The 13,539-nt window shown below is 67.7% G+C and carries 12 protein-coding genes; 7 read left to right on the forward strand and 5 right to left on the reverse strand.

Annotated features, from left to right (window positions below):
* Positions 1-26: 26 nt before the first annotated feature.
* The 5 genes from VQ065_RS25745 to VQ065_RS25765 all read left to right on the forward strand — a co-directional run bounded on the left by VQ065_RS25745 (position 27) and on the right by VQ065_RS25765 (position 5,621).
* Positions 27-1,622: an ABC transporter substrate-binding protein gene (locus VQ065_RS25745; protein WP_003094445.1), complete on the forward strand. Its 1,596-nt coding sequence runs from the start codon at positions 27-29 to the stop codon at positions 1,620-1,622.
* Between the two features lie 67 nt (positions 1,623-1,689).
* The gene (locus VQ065_RS25750; protein ID WP_003094446.1) at positions 1,690-2,700 is read left to right on the forward strand and encodes an ABC transporter permease subunit; all 1,011 of its coding nucleotides are present in this window, start codon (positions 1,690-1,692) and stop codon (positions 2,698-2,700) included.
* A gap of 11 nt (positions 2,701-2,711) precedes the next feature.
* The gene (locus VQ065_RS25755; RefSeq protein WP_003094448.1) at positions 2,712-3,623 is read left to right on the forward strand and encodes an ABC transporter permease subunit; all 912 of its coding nucleotides are present in this window, start codon (positions 2,712-2,714) and stop codon (positions 3,621-3,623) included.
* A 52-nt stretch (positions 3,624-3,675) separates the two neighbouring features.
* Positions 3,676-4,650, forward strand: a complete 975-nt coding sequence (locus VQ065_RS25760) for an ABC transporter ATP-binding protein (protein ID WP_003094451.1) — start codon at positions 3,676-3,678, stop codon at positions 4,648-4,650.
* Positions 4,650-5,621: a peptide ABC transporter ATP-binding protein gene (locus tag VQ065_RS25765; protein WP_003094452.1), complete on the forward strand. Its 972-nt coding sequence runs from the start codon at positions 4,650-4,652 to the stop codon at positions 5,619-5,621. The genes VQ065_RS25760 and VQ065_RS25765 overlap by 1 nt, the downstream gene beginning before the upstream one ends.
* A gap of 32 nt (positions 5,622-5,653) precedes the next feature.
* Here VQ065_RS25765 and VQ065_RS25770 read toward each other — a convergent pair whose 3' ends face one another.
* Positions 5,654-6,286 carry a LysE family translocator gene (locus VQ065_RS25770; protein WP_003094454.1) on the reverse strand — a complete coding sequence of 211 codons (633 nt, stop codon included), beginning with the start codon at positions 6,284-6,286 and terminating at the stop codon, positions 5,654-5,656.
* Positions 6,287-6,427: 141 nt separating this feature from the next.
* Between VQ065_RS25770 and VQ065_RS25775 the strand changes: the two genes are divergently transcribed.
* The gene (locus VQ065_RS25775) at positions 6,428-6,901 is read left to right on the forward strand and encodes an Lrp/AsnC family transcriptional regulator (protein ID WP_003094456.1); all 474 of its coding nucleotides are present in this window, start codon (positions 6,428-6,430) and stop codon (positions 6,899-6,901) included.
* A gap of 4 nt (positions 6,902-6,905) precedes the next feature.
* On the opposite strand, the gene VQ065_RS25780 is transcribed toward VQ065_RS25775, so the two are convergent.
* Genes VQ065_RS25780 through VQ065_RS25790 form a run of 3 tightly spaced genes read right to left on the reverse strand, consistent with a single transcriptional unit; the run spans position 6,906 to position 9,261 of the window.
* On the reverse strand, positions 6,906-7,835 hold the full coding sequence (locus tag VQ065_RS25780; protein WP_023098828.1) for a 5-oxoprolinase subunit C family protein: 930 nt from the start codon (positions 7,833-7,835) through the stop codon (positions 6,906-6,908).
* Positions 7,832-8,509 (reverse strand): 5-oxoprolinase subunit PxpB, encoded by a 678-nt coding sequence (gene pxpB / locus VQ065_RS25785; RefSeq protein WP_003094459.1) that lies wholly within the window; start codon positions 8,507-8,509, stop codon positions 7,832-7,834. The genes VQ065_RS25780 and pxpB overlap by 4 nt, the downstream gene beginning before the upstream one ends.
* Positions 8,506-9,261: a 5-oxoprolinase subunit PxpA gene (locus VQ065_RS25790; RefSeq protein ID WP_003094461.1), complete on the reverse strand. Its 756-nt coding sequence runs from the start codon at positions 9,259-9,261 to the stop codon at positions 8,506-8,508. Before VQ065_RS25790 ends, pxpB begins: the two co-directional genes overlap by 4 nt.
* 129 nt (positions 9,262-9,390) lie before the next feature.
* Between VQ065_RS25790 and lpxO the strand changes: the two genes are divergently transcribed.
* Entirely contained in the window at positions 9,391-10,290 is a 900-nt protein-coding gene (lpxO, locus tag VQ065_RS25795) for a lipid A hydroxylase LpxO (RefSeq protein ID WP_003094463.1), read from the forward strand.
* A gap of 507 nt (positions 10,291-10,797) precedes the next feature.
* On the opposite strand, the gene VQ065_RS25800 is transcribed toward lpxO, so the two are convergent.
* Positions 10,798-13,350 carry a PepSY domain-containing protein gene (locus VQ065_RS25800; RefSeq protein ID WP_003094595.1) on the reverse strand — a complete coding sequence of 851 codons (2,553 nt, stop codon included), beginning with the start codon at positions 13,348-13,350 and terminating at the stop codon, positions 10,798-10,800.
* Between the last annotated feature and the right edge of the window lie 189 nt (positions 13,351-13,539).

Raw genomic sequence — 13,539 nt, forward strand, 5'->3', positions numbered from 1 at the left:
GCGACGGGGCCCACGAGGAGGACCCCATGCTCCATCCGTTGCTCCGACACCTGCCCCTGGCCCTGGCGCTATGCGCCGCCGGCGCGGCCCAGGCGAAGAACCTGGTGGTCTGCACCGAGGCCAGCCCGGAAGGCTTCGACATCGTCCAGTACACCGGCGCGGTGACCGCCGACGCCTCCGCGGAAACCGTGTTCAACCGCCTGCTCGCCTTCCGCCCCGGCACCACCGAGGTGATCCCGGGGCTGGCCGAGCGCTGGGACGTCAGCGCCGACGGACTGAGCTATACCTTCCACCTGCGCCCCGGCGTGAAATTCCATACCACCGACTACTTCAAGCCGACCCGGAGCCTGAATGCCGATGATGTGCTGTGGACCTTCCAGCGCGCCCTCGATCCGAAGCATCCCTGGCATGCCTCGGCGCTGCGCGGCTACGCCTACTTCGACGCGATGGGCATGGGCGAGCTGATCAAGTCGGTGGAAAAGGTCGACGAGCTCACCGTGCGCTTCGTCCTCAACCGTCCCGAAGCGCCGTTCCTGCGCGATATGGCGATGCCCTTCGCGTCCATCTATTCCGCCGAGTACGGCGACCAGTTGCTCGCCGCCGGCAAGCAGGGCCAGTTGAACAACCAGCCGATCGGCACCGGGCCGTTCGTCTTCAAGCGCTACGCCAAGGACGCCCAGGTCCGCTACACGGCGAACCCGGACTACTACGCCGGCAAGCCGCCGATCGACAATCTGGTGTTCGCCATTACCCTCGATCCCAACGTGCGCATGCAGAAGGTCCGTGCCGGCGAGTGCCAGGTCTCGCTGTACCCGAAACCGGAGGACGTGCCGCGCCTGAAGCAGGACCCGAACCTGGCGGTGGACGAGATCGATGCCCTGCTGACCACCTACATTGCCATCAACACCCAGCACAAGCCGCTCGACGACCCGCGCGTGCGCCAGGCGATCAACCTCGCTCTGGACAAGAAGGCCATGCTCGACGCGGTGTTCGGCCCCGGCGCGGCCAGTCCGGCGGTCGGTCCCTATCCCCCGACCCTGCTCGGCTACAACCATTCGATCCAGGACTGGCCGCACGATCCCGAACGCGCCAGGGCGCTGCTCAAGGAAGCCGGCGCGGAAAATCTCAGGATCACCCTGTTCATTCGCAACGGCACCTCGCCTACCATCCCCAACCCCGCCCTGGCGGCACAGATGCTGCAGGCAGACCTGGCCAAGGCCGGCATTCAGCTGACCATCCGTTCCCTGGAATGGGGCGAGCTGCTCAAGCGTTCGAAGGCCGGCGAGCACGACCTGTCGCTGCTTGGCTGGGCCGGCGACAACGGCGACCCGGACAACTTCCTCAGCCCGAACCTGAGCTGCGCCGCCGCCGAGTCGGGTGAAAACCAGGCGCGCTGGTGCGACAAGGACTTCGAGGCGCTGATGCGCAAGGCCCGCGAGGTGAGCGATCCGGCCGAGCGGGCGAAACTGTACGAGCAGGCCCAGGTGGTATTCCACGAACAGGCCCCATGGATACCGCTGGCCTACCCGAAGCTGTTCAACGTCCGGCGGAACACGGTGCAGGGCTACGTGATCAATCCGTTGAGCAACAACAACTTCGCCACCACCTCGGTGAAGCCGTAGAAGAACAAGGACCACAGCCCTGCCGCCAGCGGGGCGCACGGTCCGCGATGAGGAGTTACCCGCCAACATGCTTAGTTTCATTGCACGACGATTGGGGTTGCTGATCCCCACCTTCTTCGGCGTGACGCTGCTCACCTTCGCGCTGATCCGCCTGATTCCCGGCGACCCGGTGGAAGTGATGATGGGCGAACGTCGCGTCGATCCGCAGATGCATGCCGAGGCCCTGCACCGCCTGGGCCTGGACAAGCCCTTGTACCAGCAGTACCTGGACTACGTGGGCAATCTGGCACAGGGCAATCTCGGCGAATCGCTGACCACCCGCGAAGGCGTCTGGCACGAATTCCTCACCCTGTTCCCGGCGACCCTGGAACTGTCCCTGGCCGCCATGCTCTTCGCCGGCACCTTCGGCCTGCTGGCCGGGGTGATCGCCGCCCTGAAACGCGGTTCGTTGTTCGACCACGGGGTGATGACGGTGTCCCTCGCCGGCTATTCGATGCCGATCTTCTGGTGGGGCCTGATCCTGATCATGCTGTTCTCCGTGTCGCTGGGCTGGACGCCGGTGTCCGGCCGTCTCGACCTGCTCTACGACATCGAGCCGAAGACCGGCTTCATGCTGATCGACACCCTGCTTTCCGACGAACAGAGCTCGTTCCTCGATGCCGTGCGCCACCTGATCCTGCCGGCCATCGTGCTGGGCACCATCCCGCTGGCGGTGATCGCCCGCATGACCCGCTCGGCGATGCTCGAGGTGCTGCGCGAAGACTATGTGCGCACCGCCCGCGCCAAGGGCCTGTCGCCGGCCCGGGTGGTCTTCGTGCACGCCCTGCGCAACGCGCTGATTCCGGTGCTGACGGTATTCGGCCTGCAGGTCGGCACGCTGCTCGCCGGCGCGGTGCTGACCGAAACCATCTTCTCCTGGCCGGGCATCGGCAAGTGGCTGATCGACGCCATCAGCCGTCGCGACTACCCGGTGGTGCAGAACGGCATCCTGCTGGTCGCCACCCTGGTCATCCTGGTCAATTTCGTCGTGGACATCCTCTACGGCCTGGCCAACCCGCGCATTCGCCACCAACGCTGAGGAGCCAGCCGATGAACGCCATGCACAACGCTCCCGCCAGCGACCCGAGCCTGGTCTACCCGTCCCCGCTGAAGGAATTCTGGCAGTCCTTCGCGCACAACAAGGGCGCCCTCGGCGGCCTGCTGTTCATGCTGCTGATCGTGTTCTGCGCGCTGTTCGCCCCCTGGGTCGCCCCCTACGATCCGAGCGAGCAGTTCCGCGACTTCCTGCTGACCCCGCCATCCTGGCTGGAAGGCGGCCAGGCGCGCTTCCTGCTCGGCACCGACGAGCTGGGCCGCGACCTGCTCTCGCGGCTGATCCACGGCGCCCGCCTGTCGCTGCTGATCGGCCTGTCCTCGGTGGTGATCTCGCTGATCCCCGGCATCCTCCTCGGCCTGCTCGCCGGCTTCTCGCCGAACCGTGCCGGGCCGCTGATCATGCGCCTGATGGACATCATGCTGGCGCTGCCGTCGCTGCTGCTGGCGGTGGCCATCGTGGCGATCCTCGGCCCGGGCCTGATCAACACCGTGATCGCTATCGCCATCGTCTCGCTGCCGGCCTACGTACGCCTGACCCGCGCCGCGGTGATGACCGAGCTAAACCGCGACTACGTCACCGCCTCGCGCCTGGCCGGCGCCGGCACCCTGCGACTGATGTTCGTCTGCGTGCTGCCGAACTGCATGGCGCCGCTGATCGTCCAGGCCACCCTGAGCTTCTCTTCGGCGATCCTCGACGCCGCCGCCCTCGGCTTCCTCGGCCTCGGCGTGCAACCGCCGACCCCCGAGTGGGGCACCATGCTCGCCTCCGCCCGCGACTACATCGAGCGCGCCTGGTGGGTGGTCAGCCTGCCCGGCCTGACCATCTTGCTCAGCGTACTGGCGATCAACCTGATGGGCGACGGCCTGCGCGACGCCCTCGATCCGAAACTGAAGAACGCGGCATGAGGAGCACAACCATGAACAGCGCATCCGTATCCGCGCCACAGGAGACCGCCGCATGAGCCTCCTCGATATCAAGAACCTCAGCGTGCGCTTCGGCGACACCACCGCCGTGCCCGTGGTCGACGGCCTCGACCTGAGCGTCGACAAGGGCGAGGTGCTGGCCATCGTCGGCGAGTCCGGCTCCGGCAAGTCGGTGACCATGATGGCCCTGATGGGCCTGATCGACGCCCCCGGCTGGGTGTCCGCCGATCACCTGCGCTTCGACGGCCACGACATGCTCACCCTCAAGGGCCGCCAGCGCCGGCGCATCGTCGGCAAGGACATGGCGATGGTCTTCCAGGACCCGATGACCGCCCTCAACCCCAGCTACACCGTCGGCTACCAGATCGAGGAAGTCCTCCGCCTGCATCTCGGCCTGCGCGGCAAGGCCCTGCGCCAGCGCGCCCTGGAACTGCTCGAACGGGTCGAGATCCCGGCCGCCGCCAGCCGTCTCGACGCCTACCCGCACCAGCTCTCCGGCGGCATGAGCCAGCGCGTGGCGATCGCCATGGCCATCGCTGCCGAGCCCAAGCTGCTGATCGCCGACGAGCCGACCACCGCCCTCGACGTGACCATCCAGGCGCAGATCATGGAGCTGCTGCTGAACCTGCAGCGCGACCAGGACATGGCGCTGATCCTGATCACCCACGATCTCGCCGTGGTCGCCGAGACCGCCCAGCGCGTCTGCGTGATGTACGCCGGCGAAGCGGTGGAGATCGGCGGCGTGCCGGCGCTGTTCGACCGCCCGACCCATCCCTACACCGAGGCGCTGATCAAGGCGATCCCCGAGCACTGTGCCGGCGAAGCCCGCCTGGCCACCCTGCCCGGCATCGTTCCGGGGCGCTACGACCGCCCGCGCGGTTGCCTGCTGTCGCCACGCTGCCCCTATGCCCAGGAGCATTGCCGCCAGGAGCGGCCGGCCCTGGAGGCACACGAGCGCGGCGCGGTGCGCTGCTTCTATCCGTTGAACCTGCTGAACGAGGTGGCCTGATGGAAACCGTTCTGACCGCCCGTGATCTGACCCGTCACTACGAAGTCTCCCGCGGCCTGTTCAAGGGCCATGCCCAGGTGCGCGCGCTGAACGGCGTATCGTTCGAACTGGAAGCCGGCAAGACCCTCGCCGTGGTCGGCGAGTCCGGCTGCGGCAAGTCGACCCTGGCGCGCGCCCTGACCCTGATCGAGGAACCCACCTCCGGCTCGCTGAAAATCGCCGGGCAGGAGGTCAAGGGCGCCAGCAAGGACCAGCGCCGGCAGTTGCGCCGCGACGTGCAGATGGTCTTCCAGAACCCCTACGCCTCGCTCAATCCGCGACAGAAGATCGGCGACCAGTTGGCCGAGCCGCTGCTGATCAACACCGCGCTGTCGCGCGAGGAACGCCGCGAAAAGGTCCAGCAGATGATGCGCCAGGTCGGCCTGCGGCCGGAGCACTACCAGCGCTACCCGCACATGTTCTCCGGCGGCCAGCGCCAGCGCATCGCCCTGGCCCGGGCGATGATGCTGCAACCCAAGGTGCTGGTGGCGGACGAGCCGACCTCGGCCCTCGACGTGTCGATCCAGGCCCAGGTACTGAACCTGTTCATGGACCTGCAGCAGCAGTTCCGCACCGCCTACGTGTTCATCTCGCACAACCTGGCGGTGGTCCGCCACGTCGCCGACGACGTCCTGGTGATGTACCTCGGCCGACCGGCGGAGATGGGGCCGGCGGACAAGCTCTACGAGAACCCGCTGCATCCCTATACCCGCGCGCTGCTCTCGGCGACCCCGGCGATCCACCCGGACCCGACGAAGCCGAAGATCCGCATCCAGGGCGAACTGCCGAACCCGCTGAACCCGCCGGAGGGTTGCGCCTTTCATAAGCGCTGCCCCTACGCCACCGAGCGCTGCCGCAGCGAGGTGCCCGAGCTGCGCCTGCTCGACCAGCGCCAGGTGGCCTGCCACCACGCCGAGCAATTCCTCGGCTGAGCGCCACGGGGCGCTCGCCGCCCCGCAGCCCTTCAGAGCTGGCGCAGCAGCGCCAGCCTTACCCCGAACCCTATCAACAACCCACCGAAGCCCCACTGCTGCAGGCGCTGTGCCCGCGGCCGGGACGCCAGCCAGCGGCCCAGGCGGCCACCGGCCAGCGCATAGGCGCAGTCGAAGGCCAGGCCAACCAGAACCAGGACCGTACCGAGCGCGGCGAACTGGACGGCCAGCGAACCGGCCCCGGGGCTGACGAACTGCGGCAGCAACACCGAACAGAACAGCAGGGCCTTGGGGTTCAGCAGGTTGGTCAGGAGTCCGCGCAGCAAGGCCCGGCGGTCGGCGTGGGGGACTAGCGGCGCGGAGCCCGCGTCGCTGGTCGGCAAGGCCAGTCCGCCACCGCGCAGCATCTGCAGGCCAAGCCAGGCGAGGTAGGCGGCGCCGAGCAGACGCACCAGGTCGAAGGTCCAGGGAGCGGTACGGAACAGCAGCGCCAGCCCGGTCGCGGCCATCAGCACATGGCAGGCCCGAGCCAGGGCCAGGCCGAGGGCGGTGACCAGCGCCGCGCGACGGCCCTGACGGGCGCCGGTCTGGAACAGCAGGAGCATGTCTGGTCCGGGCACCAGGTAAACCACCGCCAGGGCAATCAGGAAAGCGCTCGTGTCCATCGTATCGGCTCCAGGAAGGTGACCCGGATAACGATTCTATGCCCGCAAGGCAGGGCAGGTGCTTGCGTTTTCCACCAGCCTATCCATTCTATTTGGCAGTAAATTCTACTCTCTGGAGACTATCCATCCGGATATGCCAAGATGAAACTCGACGCCTATGACCACCGCATCCTCGCCGCCCTCCAGCGCGACGGCCGCCTGAGCAACGTCCAACTGGCCGAGGAGATCGGCCTCTCCCCGTCCCCCTGCCTGCGCCGCGTGCGCCTGCTGGAAGAGGCCGGGGTGATTCGCGGCTACCAGGCCAGCATCGACCGCGACGAGGTCGGCCTCGGCCTCACGGTGTTCGTCGGGATCAAGGTGGAACGCCACCGCCAGGAGCAGGCCGAGGCCTTCCACCGTGCGGTGGTCGACCTGCCGGAGGTGATCTCGGTGCACCTCGTCTCCGGCGAGTCGGACTTCCTCCTGCAAGTGGTGGTCCCCGACCTGCGCGCCTACGAACGCCTGCTCAGCGAGACCCTGCTGCGCCTGCCCGGGGTCAGCGACATTCGCAGCAACTTCGCGATCAAGACGGTCAAGGCGCCCTCGCCGCTGCCGCTCGGCCACCTGGCCGGCTGAGCGCTCAGCCGCGGAAGAAGCGGTAGAAGCGCAGCAGATCGGCCTGCTGCGTCGCCAGGTCGCTCTCGACGAAGGTTACCTCGCTATGCGCGGGGCTTTGCGCCAGGCGCGAGAGGTCCAGTGGATGGACGAAGCCCAGCAGCGGATAGCCGCCCATGCTCTGGCGGTCGGCCATCAGCACAATGGGTTGGCCATCGGGCGGAACCTGGATAGCGCCCTCCACCACGCCCTGCGACCAGGCGCGCGGCGCCCCGCGCAGTGGCTCGCCGGCCAGGCGGACGCCCATGCGATCGGACCGCGGGCTGATTCGCCAGGCGCTGGCGAAGAAGGCTTGCCGGCTGGCTGCGTCGAAGGCCGCCGCATCGCCGCCGAGCAGCACGCGCAAGGGCCGCTGCTGCCGGTAGTCCGGCTGGAAACGCCAGGGCACGCTGGCATCCCACGGACACGCCGCTCCCGCTTCGGCACACGGCAGGCAATCGCCCTCCGCCAGGATCCGGCCATCGCCCTGTAAACCGCCGAGCCCGTCGCGAACCTGGCAGGCGACGCTGTCCAGTACCGGCCTCGCCCGGAAACCGCCGGCGCAGGCCAGGTAGGCACGCTGCCCGGCCTCGGCGAAGCCCAGTTCGATGCGTTGCCCGCGGCGGACCCGGAAGCGACTCCAGGGCAGGCATTCGCGACCGTCCACCGTCAGCGCCAGGCGCGCTCCGGTCAGCGCCAGCCAGGTCGCCTCCACCCTGCACTCCAGTGCCAAGCCGCCGAAAGCGATTTCCAGCAATGGCGCCCCCCAGGGATTACCGAGCAGACGATTGGCCCAGGCTGCCGCCTGGCGGTCCAGAGGGCCGCCCGCGGATACGCCGAGGTGCTGCCAGCCACGCCGGCCGTCGTCCTGCAGCAGGCTCTGCGGTCCCGCCTTGACGACCCGCAAACCATTCATTCGCGCCCGCCCAGGTCGAGGAAGTCCTCGCGCCCGATGGCGACGAAGCGCACCCGGTCGCCCAGCGCCAGTGGGCACGGAGGAGTGGCGGCCGGATCGAACGGACGCCACGGACTGCGTCCCAGCAGGTGCCAGCCGCCGGGCGAGGCCTGCGGATAGATCGCCGTCTGCGCCTCGGCAATGGCCAGGCTGCCGGCCGGTACACGCGCCCGCGGGGTGGCCCGCCGCGGCAGGACCAGGCGCGGATCGAGGCCGCCGAGGTAGGCGAATCCCGGAGCAAAACCGATCGCGCCGACCCGGTATTCGGCCGCGCTGTGCAGTTCGATCACTCCTTCGCCAGTCAATCCGCAGGCAACCGCTACCGTCGCGAGGTCCTCGCCGGCGTACCAGACGGGAATCTCGTGCAGGCGCCCGGCATCCTCGGCGGGGCGCCAGGCGTGCCACTCCGCCAGCAGCGGACCCAGGCGTTCTTCCAGTACCTGCGGGGCGATGCGGTAGGGGTCGTAATGCAGCATCAGGGTGGTCCAGCCCGGCACCAGATCCCTGACGCCTTCGCCGAGCCCCTCGCGCAGACGTCTGGCCAGCTCGGCCAGGCGCACAGACAGGTCCACTTCGGGCTCTTCGGCGAGCGTCAGCAGCAGGGCTTCGGCACCAGCGGGTTCGATGCGGATCACAGGCTGTCCAGGGCCGCGCGCAGGCGCCGGAGGACCGCCAGCGACTCCGGGTTGTCGCCATGCACGCAAAGACTGTCGGCGGTCAGGCGCAGCGGGTTGCCGTCGTAGTCGGGGAAGGCCTCGCCGCGGGCGATGGCCAGGGCCTGCTCGATGATCCGCTGCGGATCGTGATGCACCGCGCCGCCAAGCCGCCGCGGCGCCAGCCGGCCGTCCGGCAGGTAGGCGCGATCGGCGAAGGCCTCGAACAGCAGCGGCACGTCGGCCTCGTCGGCCAGTTCCAGCTCGCGGCCGTTGTCGGCCAGGGCCAGCACCATCAGCGGCAGGCCCTTGCGATAGGCGGCGCAGGCGTCGAGCACAGCGCGCAGCAGCTCGTCGTCGCCGACCAGGTCGTTGTACAGCGCGCCATGCGGCTTGACGTAGGCCACCTGGGCGCCGAGGGAACGGCAGAAAGCGTCCAGCGCGCCGATCTGGTACAGCACCATGGCATGCACCTCTTCGGCAGAGCAGGCCAGCGAGCGCCGGCCGAAGCCGCTCAGGTCGGGATAGGCCGGGTGCGCGCCGATGCTCACGCCATGGCGTACCGCCAGCTCCACCGCGCGCCGCATGGTGAGCGGGTCGCCAGCGTGGAAGCCGCAAGCCAGGTTGGCCTGGTCAACCAGCGGCATGCTGTGGACATCGTCGCCCATGCGCCAGGCGCCAAAGCTTTCGCCCATGTCGCAGTTGAGCAGGATACGCCGGCCGGTGTCGTTCATTGTGCGCTCCTTTCGAGGCCAGGATTACGAAAAAATGAGCGCAGTGCTGGCGAATTAGCGTCAGGTAGCATACTCAGGCACTGAGAACAGGAGTAAATTCTCCTCTTTTGCACCGACGACCTTGCATTCATGAAAGTTCTCATCCTGGCGGCCTATGCGCTGAGCATCCTCTATGTCCATTTTCGCGGCCGGGTACGCCACAAGCTGTCGCGCCAATTGAGCGACCACTCCAGCTTCCTCGCTCCGATCAACTGCCTGATGTACCTGTTCTCGAAGGTACCGAACCGCCCCTACCTGGCACCGCAGACCTTCCCCGAACTGCAGGTTCTGGTCGACAACTGGCAAGCCATCCGCAGCGAGGCGCTGCACCTGCACGACGCCGGCAACATCAAGCGTTCCGAACAGTACGACGATATCGGTTTCAACTCGTTCTTCAAGAGCGGCTGGAAGCGCTTCTACCTGAAATGGTACGACGAGGCCCATCCCTCCGCCGGACAACTCTGCCCGCAGACCACCGCCCTGTTGCGGCAGATTCCCTCGGTCAAGGCGGCGATGTTCGCCGAACTGCCGCCGGGCTCGAAGCTGGTGCGACACCGCGATCCCTACGCCGGCTCGCTGCGCTTCCACCTGGGACTGTTCACCCCCAACGATCCGGCCTGCTTCATCGAGGTGGACGGCGAGCGCTACCACTGGCGCGACGGCGAGGCGGTGGTGTTCGATGAAACCTTCATCCACTACGCGGAAAACGCCACCGAACACAACCGCATCATTCTCTTCTGCGACATCGAGCGGCCGCTGACCCAGGGCTGGGCCACCGCCTTCAACCGCTGGTTCAGCCGCAACGTGATGGCTGCCGCGGCCGCCCCGAACAACGCAGGCGACCGGACCGGCGGACTCAATCGGATCTTCGACAGCCTCTACAAGATCCGCCTGCAGGGCAAACGTTTGAAGAAGCGCAACCGCAAGCTCTACTACCTGCAGAAATGGGGCTTCTTCGCCCTGGTACTGGCTTTCATCCTGTGGATCTGAGGCCCGGCGACGCAAGGCCCCGCTAGCTCCGTGGGGCGCATGACGCCAACGGCGTCATCCGCCGATACCTCGCCGAAATGGCGGATAACCGCTCTACGCCACGGACAGCGCGAAGTCCCGATAGCTCCGTAGGGCGCATGACGCCAACGGCGTCATCCGCCGATATCTCGCCGAAATGGCGGATAACCGCTCTGCGGTTGTTCGACGTACGCCACGGACAGCGCGAAGTCCGATAGCTCCGTAGGGCGCATGACGCCAACGGCGTCATCCGCCGACACCCCGCCGAAATGGCGGATAACCGCTCTGCGGTTGTTCGCCCTACGCCACGGACAGCGCGAAGTCCGATAGCTCCGTAGGGCGCATGACGCCAACGGCGTCATCCGCCGATATCTCGCCGAAATGGCGGATAACCGCTCTGCGGTTATTCGCCCTACACCCCGCAAAGCCCGGCAGTCCCAGCAGTTGGCAACGAAAAGGCTCCCTTGGGAGCCTTTTTCATTCATCCGTTCAGTACACGTCGCGTCGGTAACGTCCTTCGTCGGCCAGGCGTTGCAAGGCCTCCTCACCGAGCACTTCGCGCAGCACCCGGTCGACACCGCCGGCCATGCCCTGCAGGCTGCCGCAGACGTACAAGGCCGCGCCCTCGTCGATCCAGCGCCGCAGTTCATCCGCCGCTTCATGCAGGCGGTCCTGGACATAGATCTTCTCCGCCTGGTCGCGGGAGAAGGCCAGGTCCAGGCGTTGCAGCTCGCCCCTGGCCAGGGCTTGCTCCAGCTCCGCACGACAGTAGTAGTCGTGGGCGAAATTGCGTTCGCCGAACAGCAGCCAGTTGCGCTTGCGCCCGGCGGCAATGCTGGCGCGCAACAGGCTGCGCAGGCCGGCGAGCCCGGTACCGTTGCCGATGAGAATCAGCGGCACGTCATCCTCCGGCAGGTGGAAACCCGCGTTGCGGCGCAGGCGCAGGGTCAGCGCAGCGCCGAGCGGCAGGTACTCGGTGAGCCAGCCGGAGCAGATGCCCAGGCTGCCGTCGGCATGCTGCTCCTGGCGTACGATCAGTTGCAGGTCGCCATCGCTCTGCAGCGACGCGATGGAGTACTGGCGCACGGAAAGCGGAATCAGCGCATCCAGCAGCGCCTGCGGGTGCAAGCCGACCAGGTGTTCGAAAGAATCCGGCAGCAGGCGCCCGGCCAGGGCCTGCTCCAGGCTCTGCTCGACGCCCTCGACCGCCACCCGCACCTGGCCGTCCAGGTGATGCCGCTGCAGCCATTCGCGGATGCGCGCGGGCGCCTGGTGCGGAACGATCTCCAGCAGATCGCCGGCGCGCCATTGGATGGCGCTGTCGGCCGGCGCACGCAGGTCCAGCAGCCAGGTCGACTCGCCCTGGCTGCCAGGATTCAGGCACTCCCGCCGCGCCAGCGACCAGACCTCGAAGGCCGGCGCTTCCCAGGCCGCCGGGGCGGCACCGCCGGTCACCTCGGCCAGGCTTTCCTGCCATTGGCGCAGGGCCGCGGCGTCGCCATCATCGACCTCCACCGGGGCGAACAGGCTCCGCGCGCCCTGCCCCTGCAACCAGCCCTGCATGCGCCGGGCGAAGCCGCAGAACTGCTCGTACTGGCGATCTCCCAAGGCCAGCAGGGCGTAGCTCAGGCCATCGAGGCTGGCGGCCTGGCCAAGCACCTTGCGTTCGAAGCCGCGGGCGCTGTCCGGCGCCTCACCGTCGCCGAAGGTGCTGACCACGAACAGCGCCTTGCGCGCCTCGGCGAGTTGCCCGGCATCCAGGCGCGCCAGCGATTCGACCCGCACCGGCAACCCGGCCGCCTGCAACTGGCCGGCGCTCTGCCAGGCCAGTTGCTCGGCAAAACCGCTCTGGCTGGCGTAGCCGATCAGCCAGGGCTCGCCGCTGGCGCCGGCGCTGCCGCCCAGGTCGGCGCGGCTCGCCCGTACCGCGCGTTTCTTGCGCCGGCGGTCGAGGTAGAGCAGCCAGCCGGTGATGAAGAACAGCGGCATCGCCAGGCTGGCGAGCATCATCAGGATGCGTCCGGCCATGCCGAAATAGCTGCCTACGTGCAATGCATAGACGCTGGCCAGCAACTGGCTGCCGAAAGAACGGTCGCTATAGCGCTGGTCGCTTTTCACCTGGCCGTTGGCCGGGTCCAGGGTCAGGGTGTTGAAGGCACGCTCGTGCGGCGCGTCGGTCAGGCGATAGAACACTGTCGCCGGCTGGCCGCCCGCCGGCGGCAGGCGCAGGTTGTAGGCCTGCAAGCGGTCGCCGCCGGCCTGGCGGATGCTGTTCCATACCGCCGCGTAGTCGACCACCAGCGGAGCCGCATCGGCCGGGCGCTCGCCACGTCCGCCCGGCTTGCCGCGCTGCGCCTGCTGGCCGGCGGGCGCGTCATCGAGCAGTTTGAACAGGCCGTTGCGGTACCACTCGTAGGACCAGTACAGGCCGGTCAGCGCAGCCAGCAGGTAGAGCGCCAGGCACCAGGTGCCGGCCACGGCATGCAGGTCCCAGTTGAAACTGCGCCCCTTGCGCGACCAGTCGAGGGTCAGCCAGGCGCGCCAGTCGAAAACCTTGCGCGGCCAGCGCAGGTAGAGACCGGACAGGCAGAAGAAGATCAGGATCAGGGTGCAGGCGGCGGTGACCTGCTTGCCGTACTCGCCCATGGCGAGGAAACGGTGCAGTTGCATCATCAGGTTGAAGAAACCCTCCCCGCGCGGCTCGCCGACGAAAGCCCCGGTGTAGGGATCGATCCAGCGCGACTCGCCGCGGCGCTGTCCCGGCGGCGGGGTGTAGAAGATCCGCCCAGCCTTGTCGCTGTCCATCTCGACCCAGACGAAGGCCACTTTCCGCCCCGGCTCGGCGCCTTCGATACGGCGCACCAGTTCGTCCAGCGGCAGCACGCCCTCGGGGCGCTTCTGCACCACCAGCACGTCAGGGTTGAGCGCGCGCATCAGCTCGTCCTGGAACGACAGGGTCGCTCCGGTGACGCCCATCAGCGCCAGCACCAGGCCGGCGCTGATACCGAAGAACCAATGCAACTGGAACCAGACTTTCTTCACAGGATCACCTTCACGGCCGCCGCGCGGCAACAACGGGACTACGCCGACGCCAAGCGCCGGCCAGACGACACGAGGACGTCGGCGGGCAATTCTATTTGATAATCAGTTGCGATAAAGCCGAATTAACGTTCTTTACGCTCTATTTACCCACTTGGATGCGGGAAAGCCCCATCCCGTAGGGGGAATGGG

Origin of the sequence: Pseudomonas sp. KBN10P06128 (assembly GCF_037574945.1) — a bacterium.
Classification (GTDB): domain Bacteria; phylum Pseudomonadota; class Gammaproteobacteria; order Pseudomonadales; family Pseudomonadaceae; genus Pseudomonas; species Pseudomonas aeruginosa.

Excerpts from the sequence above, each read along its gene's own strand:
- VQ065_RS25765 (WP_003094452.1), top strand. The coding sequence starts at position 4,650 with ATGGAAACCGTTCTGACCGCCCGTGATCTGACCCGTCACTACGAAGTC.
- lpxO (WP_003094463.1), top strand. The coding sequence starts at position 9,391 with ATGAAAGTTCTCATCCTGGCGGCCTATGCGCTGAGCATCCTCTATGTC.
- VQ065_RS25760 (WP_003094451.1), top strand. The coding sequence starts at position 3,676 with ATGAGCCTCCTCGATATCAAGAACCTCAGCGTGCGCTTCGGCGACACC.
- VQ065_RS25745 (WP_003094445.1), top strand. The coding sequence starts at position 27 with ATGCTCCATCCGTTGCTCCGACACCTGCCCCTGGCCCTGGCGCTATGC.
- VQ065_RS25770 (WP_003094454.1), bottom strand. The coding sequence starts at position 6,286 with ATGGACACGAGCGCTTTCCTGATTGCCCTGGCGGTGGTTTACCTGGTG.
- VQ065_RS25750 (WP_003094446.1), top strand. The coding sequence starts at position 1,690 with ATGCTTAGTTTCATTGCACGACGATTGGGGTTGCTGATCCCCACCTTC.
- VQ065_RS25755 (WP_003094448.1), top strand. The coding sequence starts at position 2,712 with ATGAACGCCATGCACAACGCTCCCGCCAGCGACCCGAGCCTGGTCTAC.
- VQ065_RS25780 (WP_023098828.1), bottom strand. The coding sequence starts at position 7,835 with ATGAATGGTTTGCGGGTCGTCAAGGCGGGACCGCAGAGCCTGCTGCAG.
- VQ065_RS25775 (WP_003094456.1), top strand. The coding sequence starts at position 6,428 with ATGAAACTCGACGCCTATGACCACCGCATCCTCGCCGCCCTCCAGCGC.
- VQ065_RS25790 (WP_003094461.1), bottom strand. The coding sequence starts at position 9,261 with ATGAACGACACCGGCCGGCGTATCCTGCTCAACTGCGACATGGGCGAA.